Source organism: Shouchella lonarensis (genome assembly GCF_900096965.1).
GTDB lineage: Bacteria > Bacillota > Bacilli > Bacillales > Bacillaceae_D > Shouchella > Shouchella lonarensis.
In genome coordinates this window covers 19,681-37,554 of sequence record NZ_FMYM01000006.1, presented here as the reverse complement: position 1 = coordinate 37,554, position 17,874 = coordinate 19,681, and the positions used below count along the sequence as shown (strand labels likewise).

The following is a 17,874-nucleotide window of genomic DNA, read 5'->3' as shown; positions in this document are numbered from 1 at the left end:
GTTATTGCCGTCGAAAAGGAGGAGGAACAACAGAATCAAGGGAGGTCAACGTTTTGGCAATAAATTATGCTGGTTTGTTTGGTGGCAATACCCTTCGTAGGATAACGGAAGACACAGAAAAGCGGCTCAAGCAAATGAACTTGTGGAATAAGGACAAGGAATGGACGCCAGCGCTAATGCGCCGGCTTGGGCGCGAAGACTTTCGGGAATTTAGTTTTGAACAAGTAGCATATTCAGTGAAGAAGATGGCAAAATCCCGAATGACTGCACTTATGAATGAATATGCGTTATCGCTGCATTCTTTACCTCATATTAAAGATGCATTTGAGTATGCCGCATTATTTCAACAACGAGACATCCTCCATCAACTGATTGAACGGTATCATGATGACGAATGTCTGGTGGAATGGGTTCATGTGTACCGCTTGTTGTTGCGGGTGCTGGAAGATCCATTTACGTATGAGGAGATTATTGATGAAGCACGGCATCTTGATGTTAATGTGAAAGAACCCGTTTTGAAGATACGCTTGAAGATACTAGCCGCAAATGCTTATGATCAAATGGGAAGTATTAGAGAATCGTCTTTGTTGCTTGAAAGGTTAGTGGATGATCTCTGGAAAATTGAAACAGGGTACACAAAGAGTGTGTTGGCAAGCCGTACATTATTGTTGGTAGGTAATTACTATTTGTATGGCGAAGGAGACGTAGAAAACGCAGAAAAAAACTATTTAGCGGTGACTGTAAACGAATCCACACCAGAAGCAGCAAAAGTTGCCCCTAATCATGGATTAGGGTTGATCATGATGTGCAAAGGAGATCGCTTACAGTGCGCGTATTATTTCCAAGAAGCAATCCGGATTGCAAAAGAGACAGGACAATATGCATATCAAGAGTGTTTAGAGCGTCAATATTATCCGTTTGCCCGTAGTATATTAGGGGAAACAGTTTCTGTAGAGGGGATTACTCTTGAAGAACAAGCGCACCAATATATTGTACGTGGTGAGCGTGAGAAAGCGTTGCGTTTAATTGGAGAGTTAGAAGTGTCAGTAAAAAGTGATCCTCATTTGACATGGTATAAAGGAATGGCGACAGGGAAGAAAGAGCTTTTGTGGTCGGCATTAGGACAATTTAAAGAGAAGAGCTACGCCCATTTGGTCATGCTTATTCAACAACAACTGGAAAGCCCTACTACTAATTTGGGAGGGGAAGTTAAATGAAGGTGATAAAATGTTTCTTATTTGCTGCTGTGGTTGTGCTTGGTGTTGTAGGTTCGCATGCAAGTGCAGAGGTCGAAACTGCTGGAGGCGGAGGTGGCAAGCCAGAAATTAAGTCGCACGCAGATGATAAATAGTACATCTCATTTAGTTGGGGGCGCTTCCCCTTTTTTATTTCACGCTGTAGCTAGCGAATTTGTTCTTTTCTTTTCATAAACCGATTAAGATCGTCCATAATAGGCGATCTTAATACTGTACATGAAAGGAGCGGAATTGCGCGTGCGTATTCACCCGAAGAAAAGTCTGTATACACAACAACATCCGGAACAAGAGAAGTCTTTGCTGGTTGAGGAAAATGTGCAATCACAGACGTGGCATGAGTCAGGCTTATCGTCTGCGGACTTGTTTTTATATAAAAAGCAACAAGAAAGACACTAGGAACGATTCGTAAGAAAGATTTACATAAAAGAACACATGATCGCTTGACGGATGAAAAAAGAATGCGTATAGTTTAGAAACTAACTTTTACTGACATTAATATATCAACTGATGACAAGGCATGTCATTTAGAATACAAATGCTAAAGAGAAGATCGTCGTGGCTGAGAGCGATCGCATTTGTCTAAATGAGTGAACACCTTCGAGGTTTTCTTTCTGAACCGATACATTGCAGTAGGAAAGAACGTTGCTGGCGTTAACAGACAGAGTGGAGGCAGTTTTTTGCCTCAAATTGGGTGGTACCACGGGAGATTCTCTCGTCCCAGATGATTCATGCATCTGGGGCGAGAGTTTTTTTATTTCTAACGTGAAAAAAGAAAGGGGCTTTTCATGATGGCGATGCAGCTTCCACGGGGAACGCAAGATATTTTACCTGAGGATATACTTGTATGGAAACAGATTGAGAAAGTGTCGATGGAAACATGTGAGGCGTACAATTTTAAGGAGATTCGTACGCCGATATTTGAGCATACGGAAGTGTTTGCAAGAGGTGTTGGCGACACAACTGATATCGTTCAAAAAGAGATGTACACGTTTAAAGATCGCGGTGATCGAAGTTTGACGTTACGTCCAGAAGGAACCGCTTCTGTCGTCCGTGCATTCGTGGAACATAAGTTATATGGTTCACCTGCGCAGCCGACAAAACTCTTTTATACTGGACCGATGTTCCGTTATGAACGTCCGCAAGCCGGTCGGATGCGCCAGTTTGTTCAATTTGGGGTTGAGGCACTAGGGAGTGCGAGCCCGCAACTAGATGCTGAAGTAATGGCATTATTAATGGACATTTGTCGGCGACTTGGATTAACGCATTTAAAATTAGTCATTAATTCGTTAGGTGATACGGAGAGTCGCGTGGCTCATCGTGAAGCGCTCATGAAACATTTTGAACCGGAGCTACATACATTATGTGGCGATTGCCAGCAGCGCTTTGAAAAAAATCCTCTCCGTATTTTAGACTGTAAAAAAGATCACGCGCACCCGTTGATGGCGACAGCACCGTCGGTGTTAGATCATTTGAATGAGGAGTCAAGCCAATATTTTGCGGAATTGAAGCAGACACTTGATTTGCTAGAAATTCCTTATGAAGTCGATGCCAACCTCGTTCGTGGGCTTGACTACTATAACCATACTGCATTTGAGTTAATGAGTACGGCGCCAGGGTTTGGTGCGATTACAACTTTGTGTGGTGGCGGGCGTTATAACGGACTTGTTGAGCAATTTGGCGGGCCAGAGACACCAGGGATTGGTTTTGCGTTTAGCATTGAACGATTGATTTTGGCGCTGAAAACGGAAGGTGTGGCGTTACCAACAGCGCAAGGGTTGGATGCTTATGTCATTGCTCTTGGCAAAGACGCGCACATGCAGGCGATGAAATTGTTATACGACTTACGTCAAGCGGGTGTGCATGCAGATAAAGATTATTTAGATAAAAAGATGAAAGCTCAGTTCAAAGCCGCTGACCGGTATCATGCGAAATATGCGGTGATTTTAGGGGAAGACGAGTTGGCGCGTTCATGTGCGGTTGTCAAGCATATGCAACGAGGGACACAACAAGAAGTAGCACTAAGTGAGCTCGTGCCGTGGTTGAGACAAGAACTGGAGGGAGAGGAACATCATGAGTAAAGGTCGACATCAATGCGGGAAATTAGGGAGCGATCATATCGGACAAGTTGTCCATTTAAAAGGATGGGTGCAGCGGCGCCGTGACTTGGGGCAACTAATCTTTTTAGATGTACGTGATCATTCGGGGATTGTGCAAACGGTTTGTAGCCCGGAAATTAATGAAACGGCATTACAAGAAGCGGAGAAAATGCGGAATGAGTATGTTGTATCCCTTAGTGGTACGGTGGTGGCACGCGAACCAGAAAATGTCTCAACGAAGCTTGTGACAGGTGCGATTGAAGTGCATGTCCATGAAATGACATTAATCAATGCAGCGAAGTCGTTGCCCTTCCAAATTGAAGCCAATACAGATGCCTCAGAAGATGTACGGTTACACCATCGGTATATTGACTTGCGTCGTCCTGATATGCAAACCGTTTTTGCATTGCGTCACCGGGTGACAAAGGTGATGCGTGATTTTCTCGACCGTGATGGCTTTTTAGAAATTGAGACGCCAATGTTGACGAAAAGCACACCAGAAGGGGCACGGGACTACCTCGTCCCGAGTCGGGTACATCCGGGCTCATTTTATGCGCTCCCACAATCGCCACAAATGTTTAAGCAGTTGCTGATGGTAGCAGGGTTTGAAAAATATTTTCAAGTTGTTCGTTGTTTCCGTGACGAGGATCTTCGTGCCGACCGACAACCAGAGTTTACACAAATTGATATTGAAACAAGTTTTTCAAGTACAGAAGAAATATTGGTGATGACAGAGTCTATGATGAAGCTGTTGTTAAAAGAGACACATGCCCTTACGCTAGCCGAGTCTTTCCCGCGAATGACGTATGCTGAAGCGATGGATCGCTATGGTTCTGACAAACCGGATACACGTTTTGCGATGGAGTTAGTTGAGCTTGGTGAAGTAGTGGCGGATACAACGTTTCAAGTATTCACACGTGCACTTGAAGCAGGTGGCATCGTCAAAGGATTGACACTTGCTGGAGGCGCAGACAAGCTGTCGCGTAAAGAGATTGATGCACTGGCCGAATTTGTGAAGCCGTACGGAGCAAAAGGGTTAGCGTGGCTGAAAGTGACCGAAGAAGGCATTGCTGGACCGATTGCGAAGTTCTTTGATGAGGATCAAACTAAGGCATTGTTGACAGCGATGGGCGCCAAGCCATCGGACTTGCTCTTGTTTGCCGCAGACAAAAGTCAAATTGTGTATGATGCGCTCGGCGCTTTGCGGTTAAAGCTAGCGAAACAGTTTGGTTTGATTGACGAGACGAAGTTCAACTTCTTATGGGTCGTCGACTTCCCGCTTGTTGAGTATGATGCCGGGGCAAAGCGCTACGTCGCGTTACATCATCCATTTACACGGCCGAAAGCAGAAGATGAGCATTTAATGGAGACGGCTCCTGAAAAAGTACGGGCAGAAGCGTATGATCTCGTATTGAATGGTTATGAGCTCGGCGGCGGATCACAGCGGATTTATGAGCGTGAATTACAAACACGGATGTTCCAATTACTCGGGTTTAGTGAAGAAGAGGCAAAAGAAGCGTTTGGATTCTTACTAGAGGCATTTGAATATGGTGCCCCGCCACACGGCGGGATTGCCCTCGGGTTAGACCGGATTGTCATGCTGCTGGCAGGCAAGACAAATTTACGTGACGTCATTGCCTTTCCAAAAACAGCAAGTGCAAGTGACTTGCTAATGGATGCGCCAAATGAAGTCGCGCTCGCGCAGTTGTTAGATTTACATGTATCTGTACAAACAAAATAAGCATGCACAGCGCCTCCTTTCTGAATGACAGTAAGGAGGCGCGTTTCATGTTTGTGAGCGGAAAGTTGTTTCGGGAACAAGGGTTTTAAAAGCGGCAATGAATGCTTTCGGGTTGGTGTTAATTTGGTAAGTGAGGACACCGCGGCTTGTATGCAAATATAAAAACCCAATCGTTTTTTCGCCACTCGGTAACCGATAAGAGACGTCAAAAATGATAGAAAGAGCGATCTTTTCTCCTTTTACGTCAATGTGATCATCGTATAAAGACATTGTGAAAGGAATTTGCGTCACCTTTTTCTCAAGTGAATTTATTTCTTGTCTTACTTCTATACATTGTTGCGTTGCACGTGCGTCCATAAACTTCACACCTTTTAGTGGTTAAATATTTTTTGTCCTATAGATAGTGTAACGGAACATTAGCGAGGATACAATGAGCGGATGCAAAGTTAAAAAAATGTTAGGTGAATTTTCAGAACAACTTGCATAGGGCAATGTAGTCTGATATAATCAAATCAAGAAATCACGTGATCCTGTGATGTGCGTAAGATGTTTTTCTTTGAGCCAACACTTTAGACGAGGGAGCTTGGCGTTGTTTGTCCGATTACAAGCCTTGGAAGTGAAGGGGACGTAAAAAGGCAAATGCAGAGCGCCCACCTGCGTAGCAGGTTCAAAGCGTCACCTTTTACGGCATTAGCGGGACATAAAAAAGTACCCAAGTGGGTACTTTTTTATGTGAATACGAACATGAGAGAGGACAGGGTCGACGATGTTACATCAATTTTCAAGAAATGAATTAGCAATTGGTCAAGAAGGATTGCAGCGTTTAAAGGAGAGCACGGTCGCTGTCTTAGGTGTTGGTGGTGTTGGTTCGTTCTCTGCTGAAGCATTGGCGCGTTCAGGTGTTGGCCGGATCATCCTTGTCGATAAGGATGATGTTGATATTACAAATGTGAATCGACAAATCCACGCCCTTCTTTCGACGGTAGGTCAGCCGAAAGTGGAACTAATGGAAGCGCGTATAAAAGATATTAACCCAGCTTGTGATGTGGTGGCATTAAAGATGTTTTATACCGAGGAAACATATGAAAGTTTTTTTGAATATGGGATTGATTACGTCATAGATGCAAGCGATACAATTTCTTATAAAGTACATTTAATTGAACAATGTAAAAAGCGGGGTATCCCGGTTATTTCAAGTATGGGTGTGGCGAATAAGATGGATCCAACACGATTGCGTGTCGTGGATATATCTAATACAAGTTATGATCCGATTGCACGAGTGGTGCGGACGCGTCTTCGTAAAGTCGGTATTCATAAAGGGGTTGACGTTGTCTTCTCTGATGAGAAGCCGATCCGGATTCGGGAAGAAGTGCGTGCCGATATTGTCCCGCCTGCTGCGGAAGAAGGACCGATTCGGAAGGCGAAAATGCCCCCGTCATCTAATGCATTTGTGCCGTCTATTTCTGGCTTGATGATGGCAGGCCATGTGATTAATCGATTGCTTGAAGGGATAAAGATTGAGCGGCAACCATAAAAGAACCAAGCCAGAGGGCATGGTTCTTTTATGTGAAAATCGGTGCTCCTTAATTGGAGAGCTTTTCAAGATTACCATTAGGCTCCATTCGAAAAGTCGCGCTGTCAGTTTGTTCATCTTCTAAAATGGCCATCCGGCGCGCCCGGTTCATAATTTGAATGAGTGATTGATAATCTTCTTCAATCATACTATGATCTTGTTTATGTTTTTGGAGCGAGGTTTCAAGCTCCTGTAAACGTTGTTGTGATTGCCGGAGTTCATTCCGAAGTTGCTCATTTTCTTGTAGCAAGCCTGTATGTTGTTGTTCAGTTGTTGCATATTGTTGCAGTTGTTGAATGATGGACGCGAGTGTTACATTTGTTGGCGTATGTGCTTGCTCGTGATCCATTTGAAAGAATCGTGAAACGGGTTGTCTCGTTTCTTGCCTGCGAGGTTGTGAGAAAAAGTGCGTTGTTTGGGCACGTTTTCTTTCTTTTCGCTCCCGTTTTGCTAATTCAATATTTTGCAAGTGTTTTTTACGGACAACGGCGTTCCATCTAAAGCCACAGGCAGCGGATGTCCGGTTTAATAGATCGCCTACTTCATCAAACGCTCTTAGTTGTGTGCTACCTTCTTTGATATGAGTGAGGACTGTCTCAGCTAGCAGGACATCGTCTTCGTGGGACCATGCGTCTTGTCTCACTTTCATATGTTCAACCCCTTTTGCTATGGTATGACTATAATATTTCCTTACAAAAAGAATTTTATACAAGTCTTGCATGAGGAAGTGAGACAAAATGGATGATCAACCTCGTCATATCATTTGTGCTGTAACGTTTCATAAACTTGCGCAAGCGCTTGTTCAAATTTTCCTGTCTTCTTTGCATCATAATATTGGTGGTGCGCAATGGCATCCGGTAAGTATTGTTGTTTCACCCAACCAGATTTGTGGTTATGTGGATATTGATAGGTAAGACCATTGCCTAATTGTTTTGCGCCTTGATAGTGTGCATCTTTTAAATGGCGTGGAATTGTCCCGCTCTCTCCTTTGTGTAATGCAGCAATGGCATGATCAATCGCTTGATAGGCGCTATTGCTTTTAGGGGACAGTGCGAGTTCTACGACAGCGTTAGCAAGTGGGATTCGTGCTTCTGGCGGTCCTAATCGCTCGGAAGCTTCAATGGCAGCGAGTGTACGAGGTCCAGCTTGTGGATTCGCAAGTCCAATATCTTCATAGGCGATCACAAGGAGACGGCGATGAATACTTGCAAAGTCTCCAGCGACAAGCAAGCGCGCCAAATAGTGAAGGCTTGCATTGACGTCACTGCCGCGAATAGATTTTTGAAATGCAGAGAGGACATCATAGTGTGCATCGCCATCTTTGTCATGCTGAATGTATTTTTTTTGAATGCTTTGTTCCGCTGTTTTTAAAGTGATGTGGCGTTCCCCGTGCTCGTTTTTTGGCGTAGATAAAACGGCTAGCTCCAGCGCATTTAAAGCAGCGCGCACATCCCCACCGCAAGCGCGTGCGAGATGAGGGATGGCTTCTTCTTCCATATGAATAGATGCTTCGCCAAAGCCATTTTTGCTATCTCTTAATGCGCGTCGAAGCACATTTTCAATGTCATCTGGCTGCGGGGTGGCTAGTTCAAAAATATGGCAGCGACTGCGTACCGCAGGATTGATCGCGTGATAAGGGTTAGCAGTTGTGGCACCGATAAGGCATAATTGTCCATTTTCAAGGTGAGGGAGGAGCAAATCTTGTTTTCCTTTGTCAAGCCGGTGTACCTCGTCTAATATTAGTAATAGTGAACCGGACATTTTCGCTTCTTCAATCACGACGACAATATCTTTTTTCTGGTGTGTAGCTGCATTAAGCATGCGAAACGGGTAACCACACGTACCAGCAATGGCGCGAGCAAGCGAAGTTTTTCCTGTACCTGGTGGTCCGTATAAAATCATAGAAGATAGTTGTTTTGTTTCAACCATTCTACGTAGTAACATTCCCTCTCCTAAAATTGCGGATTGACCAATGATGTGTGCAATGTCGGTTGGGCGCATGCGGTAAGCAAGTGGTTGTTTTTTCATAGGTGGTCGTTCGCCTCTCTTCCAATTTCATACTATTATACGTGTAAAGAAGAAGAATTTCGTAAACTAACAGTGAAAAATCCTTTCATTCTCATTTTCGGCAGTGTATACTATAAAGTATAACATCCTTTCACGATTTTGAGGGCAAAAGGGAGGTGTGACAAAGCAAATGAGTGAACAAATGCTGGAAAAAATCTTACACAAACTAGGCGATATGGAAGCGGATATTAAAGTGATGAAACAAGATCAGTCATCAATGAAAGAAGATCTGTTATCAATGAAAGAAGAACAATCGTTTATGAAAATGGAGCAGCAACAGATGAAGCAAGCTGTATTGGAAACGAATGACAAAGTACATGAGATTGACGAAAATATGCAAGTTTTAAAGCGACAACAGAAGGAACATAGCCGGTTATTAGGGGTTTTGTCAGCTCGTTCATTATTACATGAGGCATAAATAGTACGATAAGTGATAGCGATTGTGTAATGAGGTTCCTTGCTTACTTAGATACAGGCTTCAAAGACCAGAGGAACCTTTTTGTTTTCTTTTGTGTTACGTAGGAAAAATCGGTACATAAATAACAGAATTAACTTTAAAATTGATTTATTTGTTATTTTTGTCGCATCTCCTTTTTCAATCGTGGGTGTTAACGTTATAGAGAAACATGTTATAATATGGACGGATAAAGAAGCATATTTAATAGTGGAAATTCAAAAGAGCAGTGATGCAAGAAAGTTGCGCCATTGAGACGATAAAGGGTGATAAGATGAAGATTTCAACGAAAGGGCGTTACGGCTTAACGATGATGATGGCACTTGCGAAAAAGGCTGGAGAAGGACCGATTTCATTAAAGTCGATCGCCAAGGAACACAAGTTGTCGGAACACTATTTGGAACAGTTGATTACACCATTGCGTCATGCAGAGCTTGTCAAAAGTGTGCGAGGCGCTTATGGTGGTTATATGTTAAATAAACGAGCAGAAGAAATTACGGCCGGTGATATTATTCGTGTACTGGAAGGACCAATCAGTCCAGTTGAAGTATTAGAAGATGAAGAGCCAGCCAAAAGAGATTTATGGATCAAAATTCGTGATGCGGTGAAAGAGGTCCTTGATCAAACAACGTTAGCAGATTTAGCCAATTTTAAACAAGAGCGTGAGCAGGAATATTACATGTTTTATATTTAAAACTGATTTGCGATGAATGCCAGTGAAAAGGATTCGTTTCTGGCTTCTGGAAAAAGGGAGTGATCTCATGGAAACGAAGGAAGCGGTCTATATGGATCATGCAGCGACGTCCGGATTGCATCCGGTCGCTTTCGAGGCAATGTGTCCTTACTTTTTAGAGCGGTATGGTAACCCATCGAGCTTGCATCAATTTGGACGTGAAGCAAAAAAGGCGGTTGTGTCTGCCCGCCAAACCATTGCTTCGTTGCTTTCTGCGTCCCCTGCTTCTGTTTTATTCACCAGTGGTGGCACAGAGTCGATTAACCTTGCTTTATTTGGCTATGTGCGACAGTACGGTCGTCCAGGGGCTCATATCATTACAACCGAAATTGAACACCACGCGGTTGCACATGCAATTTCTGAGCTAGAACAGGAAGGGTACCGAGTGACGCGTTTACCCGTTAACCAATCAGGTGTGGTCTCCGTTGAAGCAATTAAACGCGTATTGACAGATGACACGGTGCTTGTATCCATTATGTATGCGAATAATGAAACAGGTGCACTTGCGCCAGTTCCAGAAATTGGTAGACTCCTGAAGGGTCATCCGGCAGTGTTCCATACAGATGCGGTACAAGCTGCAAGTAGTTGTTTGCTTGATGTGGATGTACTCGGCGTAGATTTAATGTCAATTTCTAGTCATAAAGTAAACGGACCAAAAGGAGTAGGCTGTTTGTATGTGCGTAATGGTATTGTGCTAAAACCGTTACTTTATGGTGGCGAACAAGAACAAAAGCGTCGAGCAGGAACAGAAGATGTACCGGGCATTGTCGGATTTGCGAAAGCATTTGCAATTACTGCCGAAGAGCAAGACATACGAAAGCAGCATTACATGACGCTCAGACAAGCATTGTTGACGATATTAGCGCGTGAAGGTGTGTCTTATGAGATTAATGGCACAAGTGAACGTACGTTGGCGCACATTCTGAATATCCATTTCCCGAAAGTGAAGACGGAGACGCTGCTTGCCCAATTAGATTTAGCTGGCATTGCTGTGTCGGGTGGTTCTGCTTGCACCGCAGGCACACTTGAACCATCACATGTTTTACAATCAATGTATGGAAAACAGTCACCGCGAGTACAAGGATCGATTCGGATTAGTTTTGGTTATACAAATACATGCGCAGAAGCAACTTACGTGGGCACAATGCTCGCCAAATATGTGCGACAAGCGCAGATGGACGAGCCATTTATTCAATAGTATTGCGGAAATAAGGAAGGTGGCAAGGTGATGGAAGCACAGAGAAAAACGCGTGTGGTTGTGGGCATGTCTGGCGGTGTAGATTCATCGGTGACAGCATTATTATTAAAAGAACAAGGGTACGATGTCATCGGTATTTTTATGAAAAATTGGAATGAAGAGAACGACGCCGGCTTTTGCTCAGCGCAAGAAGATTATGAAGATGTCGCACGTGTGTGTGAACAACTAGATATTCCGTATTACGCTGTAAACTTTGAAAAACAGTACTGGGATAAAGTGTTTACTTACTTTTTGAATGAATATAAAGCTGGAAGAACACCGAATCCAGATGTGATGTGTAATAAAGAGATTAAATTCAAGGCATTTTTAAATCACGCGCTCACACTAGGTGCCGATTATGTTGCAACCGGACATTATGCACGACTTGAAGCGCATGATGGTGAATATCAGTTATGTAAAGGTTTGGATCAGAACAAAGACCAAACGTACTTTCTTTATGCATTGAGTCAGAAGCAGTTGTCAAAAGTAATGTTTCCACTTGGTGAATTGCCGAAAGTAGAAGTTCGTAAACGTGCGGAGGATGCAGGACTGGCAACCGCAAAGAAGAAGGATAGCACCGGCATTTGTTTTATTGGCGAGCGCGATTTTAAGTCATTTTTGCAAACATTCCTGCCAGCTCAACCGGGTCGGATGGAAACCGCTGCTGGAGAAGTGAAGGGTACTCATGACGGTTTAATGTACTACACACTTGGTCAGCGTCAAGGTCTAGGAATCGGTGGCGCAGGTGAACCTTGGTTTGTCATTGACAAAGACATTGCCCGCAATGTACTTGTGGTTGGGCAAGGGGATGACCACGAAGGATTATATAGCGCTGGATTGATCGCTACGGATGTCAATTGGATTTCAAAAGTAGCACCGACAAAACCTTTTTCATGCATGGCAAAGTTTCGCTATCGCCAAGCGGACCAGGCGGTGACGGTTGTGCCGAACGAAGAAGGGAAAGTGCATGTTACTTTTGAAACGCGACAACGGGCAATTACGCCTGGTCAAGCGGTCGTTTTTTATGAAGGAGATCGCTGTATTGGTGGCGCAACGATTGACCAAGTATTAAAAACGTTGTAACAGGCGGCTGTTGCCATTGGGAGGAGCAATACAAAATGGATGAACAACAAGGCGCAACTTTCATGCGCGAAGGAAAGTATGAAGAGGCAGCAAAGTATTTTACTGCATATATTGAGGAAAATCCGAAAGAAGCTGTTGGTTATGTGAACATGGGGAACTTGCTCCATGTGTTGGGCGATCAAGAGCGGGCACACATTTTTTTTGAACGTGCAATTGAATTAGAACCTGATTCGGCCGTGGCTTATTACAGTGCTGGGACACTGTATTATGAGCAAGAAATGTATGAGCAGGCGATTCAACATTTTAAACATGCACATAAAAACGGTTTAGATGAAGCGGACTTGTATTATATGCTTGGGATGAGTTATTACCAGCAAGGGACGTTGCCGCATGCATTGGCAAACTTTAGTCGAGCGCATGAAATGAATGAGATGGATGTAGAGGTTTGTTTCCAATACGGTCTTTGCTTGGCGCAATTAGAACAGCTAACAGAGGCACGTAGGCTGTTTGAAAAAACGTTGTCATTAGATGAAACACATGCGGACGCCCATTATAATTTAGGGGTTGCACAAGCTGCAAATAATGAAATAGATGAAGCATTGGCATCGTTTACCCGCGCATTACATTCCCAGCCCGATCATTTACTTGCTGGGAATGGCAAGCGTGTAGTAGAAGACGCATTAAATAAAGGATGACCGGCATGGAACGTCCAGCAGAGCTGAGTACGCAAGGTTTCATTAAAGGTGAGATTATCCACGTTCTGTTTCGTAACGATGAAAATGATTATACAGTGGCGTTATTACGTGTGCATGAAACAAATGAAGAACTTCACACAAAAAAAGTCACCATCGTGGGCCATTTACCGACGTTGGAGTTACATGAACTGTTTATTTTTCAAGGACAAATGACAGAACATCCACGTTTTGGCACACAGTACCGTGTGGATGCCTTCCGTCGTGACATACCTCAGACAAAAAATGGGATTGTGCGTTTCTTAGCAAGTGATCGTTTTCCAGGTGTGGGAATAAAGACAGCAGAGGTGATTGTCAATACGCTTGGAGAACGTGCGATATCGTGCATTGTGGAAGACCGATCTGTCCTTGATGATGTGCCGAAACTAAAAAAAGACGTTGCTGATAGATTGTATGAGCAGTTGCTCGATCAGCAAGGGGCAGAACAAGTATTATTACAGTTATCACAGTATGGATTCGGAACAGAGCTATCGATGGCAGTTTATCGCGCGTACAAGCTCCAAGCACTGGATATTATTCGTACAACCCCATATAAATTGATTGAAGATGTCGAAGGAATTGGTTTTCGACGCGCAGATCAGTTAGGGGCGGCAGTTGGTTTAACTGGCAGTCATCCTGAACGATTGCGTGCAGGGCTACTTTATTTGCTTGGCGAATTAAGTGTGCAGCAAGGGCACATGTATCTTTTGCAGCCTGATCTTGTGCAAGAAGCAAGCGCTTTGTTAAGTCACCCACATACTGAGATTACTGTAGACGAGTTGAACAAAACACTTATCGAGATGAGTGAAGAAGATTTATTATTCATTGAAGAAGATCGTGTCTATATGAAGACGTTATACTTTGCTGAAAAAGGCATTGCCCGCAACACGCATCGCTTGTTGTCGCAAACAATGAAACAGCAATTTCCAGACTCAGAAATTGAAAAGACGTTAGGGTTTTTGGAGGAATCACACGGGGTGACGTACGCGCTCGCGCAGAAAGAAGCCATACACAAAGCACTGTCTTTACCATTATTATTATTGACAGGTGGTCCAGGGACTGGGAAAACAACAGTGATTAAAGGCATTGTGGAGGCATATGCCCACCTACATGGTGTTTCTCTATCTGTTGAGACATACAGCGAGAACAATCCTTTTCCGTTAAAATTAACAGCGCCAACAGGTAGAGCGAGTAAACGTATGGCCGAAGCGACGGGGTTACCAGCGAGCACGATCCATAGTCTGCTTGAATGGAAAGGAAGCGATATCGGTTTTGGTAAAGGTGATCATGACCAATTAGACGGCGAATTACTCATTGTGGATGAAGTATCCATGGTGGATGCTTGGGTCGCACATCAATTATTTAAGGCCATTCCGCGTGGGATGCAGGTTGTTCTTGTTGGCGATGAAAACCAATTGCCGTCCGTAGGGCCTGGACAAGTACTAAAAGATCTGTTAGCTTGCGGGAACATTCCCACCGTGCAGCTGACAGGGATTTATCGCCAAGCGGAAGGTTCATCCATTATTGAATTAGCGCATGCTGTCAAGGACGGGATCATCCCGAGCGATTTTCAAGCTCAGAAACCAGACTATCGCTTTTTTCCTTGTCATCCAGGACAAGTGCAAGAGATGGTCGGTCAAATTTGTATGAATGCAGTAAAGAAAGGTTACACGGCAAAAGATGTCCAAGTATTAGCACCGATGTATAAAGGGCCTGCCGGTATTATTGCCCTAAATGAGTGGTTACAATCGTTATTTAATCCACCAAAAAAAGGACGACGCGAATTGTCGTATGGGGACGTGGTGTTTCGTACAGGGGACATGGTTTTGCAACTGATTAACAACGCAGAAGATGGTGTTTATAACGGTGATCGAGGTGAGGTTGTCGGAATCATTTATGCAAAAGAAACGGTGGAAAAGCGCGATCAAGTGGTTGTCTCTTATGATGGGGTTGAGGTGACGTATGAGAAAAAGGATTTAGGTAATATTACTCATGCATATTGCTCATCCATTCATAAAGCACAGGGAAGCGAGTTTCCAATTGTTGTTTTGCCCGTTGTTGCCAATTATCATCGTATGTTACGTCGCAACTTATTGTATACAGCCATTACGCGTGCGCAACAGTTTTTGTTGTTGTGTGGAGATATACGTACCATTGAAATGGCTGCAAAAAATACCCATGACATTGAGCGGTATTCAAAGCTGCAAGAACGTCTCACCATGACTACAAGTGAGAGAGCAGAAGCCAAAATCCAAAGTGATGGCGCCCGGGACGAGTAACTTTCAGGAAATGACTTCCGACTCCTCGGTTGCATAGCGTCGTGTGGAGATGCTTAAACTAAAACTGTTCGGAAGGGTGGGTGTCTACTTTGCGAACAGTACAAGCGTTTGTCGGGCTGCCAGTCATTGAGCGCGCTACTGGAATAGAAAAGGGTCGTGTCATTGATGGGCTGCTTTTTGAATCACGTATCATTGGCTTTTTAGTGCAGAAGCGGCGCCTCTTTTCTCATACCCATTTTCTATCCGTAGATGCTGTCACAAGTGCGGGTTCAGAAGCAATGATGATTGAACATGCTTGTGCGCTTGAACCAGTGTCCCACAAGCATAAGCAGTGTTATTCAATTGTCACGGGGAAACGTCGTTTTCGAGGCAAGCCATTGTTGTCGTCAGAAGGCGAGACGCTTGGGTTGGTAGAAGATGTATACTTCGACGTTGAGCTGGGTACAATCGAAGGGTATGAAGTGACGGATGGTTGGCTTTCTGACATCACAGAAGGGCGAAAGATTGTTCGAGGCAAAGACCTTGTGATTAGTAAAGATCGCGCGGTGTTGTCTCTATGAGCGCTTAGATTCATGATGGAAGTAAAGTCATCATCTGAGATCATTCCGAAAAAACGGAGGCCCAGACGATGCGTTGCCCAAACTGCCAACGAAAAGACATCGGTAAAATTGGTATGAACCAATATTATTGTTGGCATTGCTTTATTGAAATGAGCTTAGTGGATGGCTGCTTGTCTTTACACCAAGTGGAGGAAGACGGTTCGCTCAGCTCGCTTGACGACTTGTTTGAAGAAAATGAGCGTCGCATCAATTTGTGACGTTCAATCCGGAGGTGAGTCGTATGAAAAAAGCAATGACCCCGCTCGTTGTATTAGGCCTCGGTGCTGCTTGGTACTCAATGAGCGATAAAAAGACGAAACGGAAAATGCAACACGTTCTTGCGCCAGTATTGGCAATGGATCGACAGCTTATGGACACGCGAGTATGGAAAAAAGCGAAGAAAAAGCTGCGACACATGTTTCGTTAAGTGTAAGGAGTGGTCTAAGATAGACCGCTCTTTTTTTTGATGTTTAACATCCTGTCTGTCCTCTTCACCATACAAAATGGAAGCAGTCGCTAGATGCGCTCTATGATAGACAGATGAAAAAGCGCCCCATTGGAAAGAGGCGCTACACGTGGAAATTGCTGAATGTAGGTTATACATTTGCACCAAGTGAAAGGTATAGGCTAAAAGGTAATGAGATAGTACCACTTTAAATCTGAGAAGCTTTTTTATTTTTCCCTGACACAACGCTCTTCTTCCTAAGTGGAACAATACGCCAGTATGTTCCAAGACGCCAAACCCATTCTAAAGGTCCATACGCAAAGCGTTCCAGCCATAGATGGCTAAATACCATTTGCAATAGGAAAACGAATAATCCGAGCACGAGCAATTGAATTTCTGAAATGGTGTCTATGAGTCCCCATCCTGAAAAATACTCGTGCTCTGTCTGTATAGCGATCATGGCAAATATAAGCGACTGTAACAAGTAGTTCGTAAATGCCATTCTGCCAACAGATTGAAAAGGAGTGAGCAACGAACGAATTTTCTTCTCACTTGTACCGATGGCTAAAAATAAAAATACATAACCTGCTGTAACGAGCAAACAGGATAATAGAAAAATCGTATGAAAGAACACATCACTGGAATCAAATATACCGTTGAAATGCATGACTTTTACTGGAATTCCTATGACGAGAAAGATACACGCCGCGCCCCAAAGAAGAAGACGTTTTTTCGGTAGATGTGTAAACAATCCAGCGCGATACGCGTACATACCAGGCAACATGTATCCTAAATAAGCTAAAATTAAAGGGAGCCCGGCCATCTGTTCTATCTGGATCGCAACAATCCCATAAATAAAGAAGACGATACTGAGCGTTAAAAGCCATTTTTGTGGAAGTTTTACAAACAAGACGAGTATCAAGCCTGCGAGTCCATATCCAAGTAAAATATCTACACTAAAAATAAATGCTGCATGAATGACGCCGAATGGTACCAATATGAACATCCGTCTAAGCAAAATGATTGTCGGATTCGCTTGACGTTTGCGTAAATTATTATAGAGGATTGCTGCACTGACTCCGAACAAAAACGCAAACAACGGGGCAGCACTCATGGAAAATAAAATATCCGGAATGACGGTGATGCTCCCCGTTGTCAACGGTGCAATAAACATAGGGAGGTGAACGAGCAAAATGAACAAAAGCGCGATGCCTCGCATACTGTCCAGCACATTGATTCTCCCGATTTTTTGTATATCTTGATTCATTATTATTCCCCCATGTGTAAAATTTTCGTAAATAACATGTTTTAATTATAGATAAAATAGGACGATCATCCCATAGAATTGTCTTGCAAAAGCGTTGTATAACATTACAATCATGTCATGTAACGTTTTTACCGTCCGAGTGGCTCCCTTGAGCGTCCCACTATTTACAAACAGAAGTGGTAAAAAATACTGTCGAAACGTTCATGTACCATGCCAATGCTTTTCAAGGAGTGCGCGATATCTTAAGTGATTTAAATGACCAAGTCGTGTCCTTTTTCAGGTTGTTACAAAAGCGGTTTCTTCTTGTCTTCCC

The 17,874-nt window shown here is 43.7% G+C and carries 19 protein-coding genes, 1 other RNA gene and 1 other annotated feature; of the genes, 16 read left to right on the top strand and 4 right to left on the bottom strand.

Features of this window, described 5'->3' with window-relative positions; genetic code table 11:
• Positions 1-53 precede the first annotated feature (53 nt).
• The 5 genes from BLT29_RS07280 (at position 54) to aspS (ending at position 5,093) form a co-directional block, all read left to right on the top strand.
• Positions 54-1,217: an AimR family lysis-lysogeny pheromone receptor gene (locus BLT29_RS07280; RefSeq protein ID WP_090775665.1), complete on the top strand. Its 1,164-nt coding sequence runs from the start codon at positions 54-56 to the stop codon at positions 1,215-1,217.
• Complete coding sequence (locus BLT29_RS13360) at positions 1,214-1,351, top strand: hypothetical protein (RefSeq protein WP_176763855.1); 138 nt, start codon at positions 1,214-1,216, stop codon at positions 1,349-1,351. The genes BLT29_RS07280 and BLT29_RS13360 overlap by 4 nt, the downstream gene beginning before the upstream one ends.
• Positions 1,352-1,493: 142 nt before the next feature.
• Positions 1,494-1,652, top strand: a complete 159-nt coding sequence (locus BLT29_RS13355; RefSeq protein ID WP_176763854.1) for a hypothetical protein — start codon at positions 1,494-1,496, stop codon at positions 1,650-1,652.
• A 102-nt stretch (positions 1,653-1,754) separates the two neighbouring features.
• Positions 1,755-1,979 (top strand) — a binding site (T-box leader).
• 65 nt (positions 1,980-2,044) lie between these two features.
• Positions 2,045-3,334: a histidine--tRNA ligase gene (gene hisS / locus BLT29_RS07275; RefSeq protein WP_090775664.1), complete on the top strand. Its 1,290-nt coding sequence runs from the start codon at positions 2,045-2,047 to the stop codon at positions 3,332-3,334.
• Entirely contained in the window at positions 3,327-5,093 is a 1,767-nt protein-coding gene (gene aspS, locus BLT29_RS07270; RefSeq protein ID WP_090775663.1) for an aspartate--tRNA ligase, read from the top strand. The genes hisS and aspS overlap by 8 nt, the downstream gene beginning before the upstream one ends.
• A 45-nt stretch (positions 5,094-5,138) precedes the next feature.
• Here the strand turns inward: aspS and BLT29_RS07265 are convergent, their stop codons facing one another.
• Positions 5,139-5,450: a hypothetical protein gene (locus tag BLT29_RS07265; RefSeq protein WP_090775662.1), complete on the bottom strand. Its 312-nt coding sequence runs from the start codon at positions 5,448-5,450 to the stop codon at positions 5,139-5,141.
• 167 nt (positions 5,451-5,617) lie between these two features.
• On the opposite strand from BLT29_RS07265, the gene ssrS reads away from it, so the two are divergent.
• A non-coding RNA gene (ssrS, locus tag BLT29_RS07260) (6S RNA) lies at positions 5,618-5,797 on the top strand.
• 62 nt (positions 5,798-5,859) lie between these two features.
• Positions 5,860-6,627: a tRNA threonylcarbamoyladenosine dehydratase gene (locus BLT29_RS07255; RefSeq protein ID WP_090775661.1), complete on the top strand. Its 768-nt coding sequence runs from the start codon at positions 5,860-5,862 to the stop codon at positions 6,625-6,627.
• Between the two features lie 49 nt (positions 6,628-6,676).
• Here BLT29_RS07255 and BLT29_RS07250 read toward each other — a convergent pair whose 3' ends face one another.
• Both BLT29_RS07250 and BLT29_RS07245 read right to left on the bottom strand, forming a co-directional pair.
• A complete protein-coding gene (locus BLT29_RS07250) occupies positions 6,677-7,315 on the bottom strand; it encodes an RsfA family transcriptional regulator (protein ID WP_090775660.1) in 639 nt (212 codons plus the stop codon).
• 110 nt (positions 7,316-7,425) lie between these two features.
• Positions 7,426-8,694: a replication-associated recombination protein A gene (locus BLT29_RS07245; protein WP_090775659.1), complete on the bottom strand. Its 1,269-nt coding sequence runs from the start codon at positions 8,692-8,694 to the stop codon at positions 7,426-7,428.
• Positions 8,695-8,863: 169 nt separating this feature from the next.
• Between BLT29_RS07245 and BLT29_RS07240 the strand changes: the two genes are divergently transcribed.
• From BLT29_RS07240 to BLT29_RS07200, 9 genes are all read left to right on the top strand, one after another.
• Positions 8,864-9,151: a hypothetical protein gene (locus tag BLT29_RS07240; RefSeq protein WP_090775658.1), complete on the top strand. Its 288-nt coding sequence runs from the start codon at positions 8,864-8,866 to the stop codon at positions 9,149-9,151.
• Between the two features lie 310 nt (positions 9,152-9,461).
• Positions 9,462-9,881: a cysteine metabolism transcriptional regulator CymR gene (gene cymR / locus BLT29_RS07235; RefSeq protein ID WP_090775822.1), complete on the top strand. Its 420-nt coding sequence runs from the start codon at positions 9,462-9,464 to the stop codon at positions 9,879-9,881.
• 67 nt (positions 9,882-9,948) lie between these two features.
• Positions 9,949-11,118: a cysteine desulfurase family protein gene (locus tag BLT29_RS07230; protein WP_090775657.1), complete on the top strand. Its 1,170-nt coding sequence runs from the start codon at positions 9,949-9,951 to the stop codon at positions 11,116-11,118.
• Between the two features lie 30 nt (positions 11,119-11,148).
• Positions 11,149-12,240, top strand: coding sequence for a tRNA 2-thiouridine(34) synthase MnmA (gene mnmA / locus BLT29_RS07225; protein WP_176763853.1), 1,092 nt, complete (start codon positions 11,149-11,151; stop codon positions 12,238-12,240).
• A gap of 35 nt (positions 12,241-12,275) precedes the next feature.
• On the top strand, positions 12,276-12,935 hold the full coding sequence (locus BLT29_RS07220) for a tetratricopeptide repeat protein (RefSeq protein WP_090775655.1): 660 nt from the start codon (positions 12,276-12,278) through the stop codon (positions 12,933-12,935).
• A gap of 5 nt (positions 12,936-12,940) precedes the next feature.
• Positions 12,941-15,250 (top strand): SF1B family DNA helicase RecD2, encoded by a 2,310-nt coding sequence (gene recD2, locus BLT29_RS07215; protein WP_090775654.1) that lies wholly within the window; start codon positions 12,941-12,943, stop codon positions 15,248-15,250.
• An 89-nt stretch (positions 15,251-15,339) separates the two neighbouring features.
• A complete protein-coding gene (locus BLT29_RS13670; RefSeq protein ID WP_245701154.1) occupies positions 15,340-15,810 on the top strand; it encodes a PRC-barrel domain-containing protein in 471 nt (156 codons plus the stop codon).
• Positions 15,811-15,878: 68 nt separating this feature from the next.
• Positions 15,879-16,067, top strand: coding sequence for a YrzR-like zinc ribbon domain (locus tag BLT29_RS07205; protein WP_090775653.1), 189 nt, complete (start codon positions 15,879-15,881; stop codon positions 16,065-16,067).
• A 23-nt stretch (positions 16,068-16,090) separates the two neighbouring features.
• Positions 16,091-16,276, top strand: a complete 186-nt coding sequence (locus BLT29_RS07200) for a DUF3918 family protein (protein ID WP_090775652.1) — start codon at positions 16,091-16,093, stop codon at positions 16,274-16,276.
• Between the two features lie 226 nt (positions 16,277-16,502).
• On the opposite strand, the gene BLT29_RS07195 is transcribed toward BLT29_RS07200, so the two are convergent.
• The gene (locus BLT29_RS07195; protein WP_090775651.1) at positions 16,503-17,561 is read right to left on the bottom strand and encodes a DUF418 domain-containing protein; all 1,059 of its coding nucleotides are present in this window, start codon (positions 17,559-17,561) and stop codon (positions 16,503-16,505) included.
• Between the last annotated feature and the right edge of the window lie 313 nt (positions 17,562-17,874).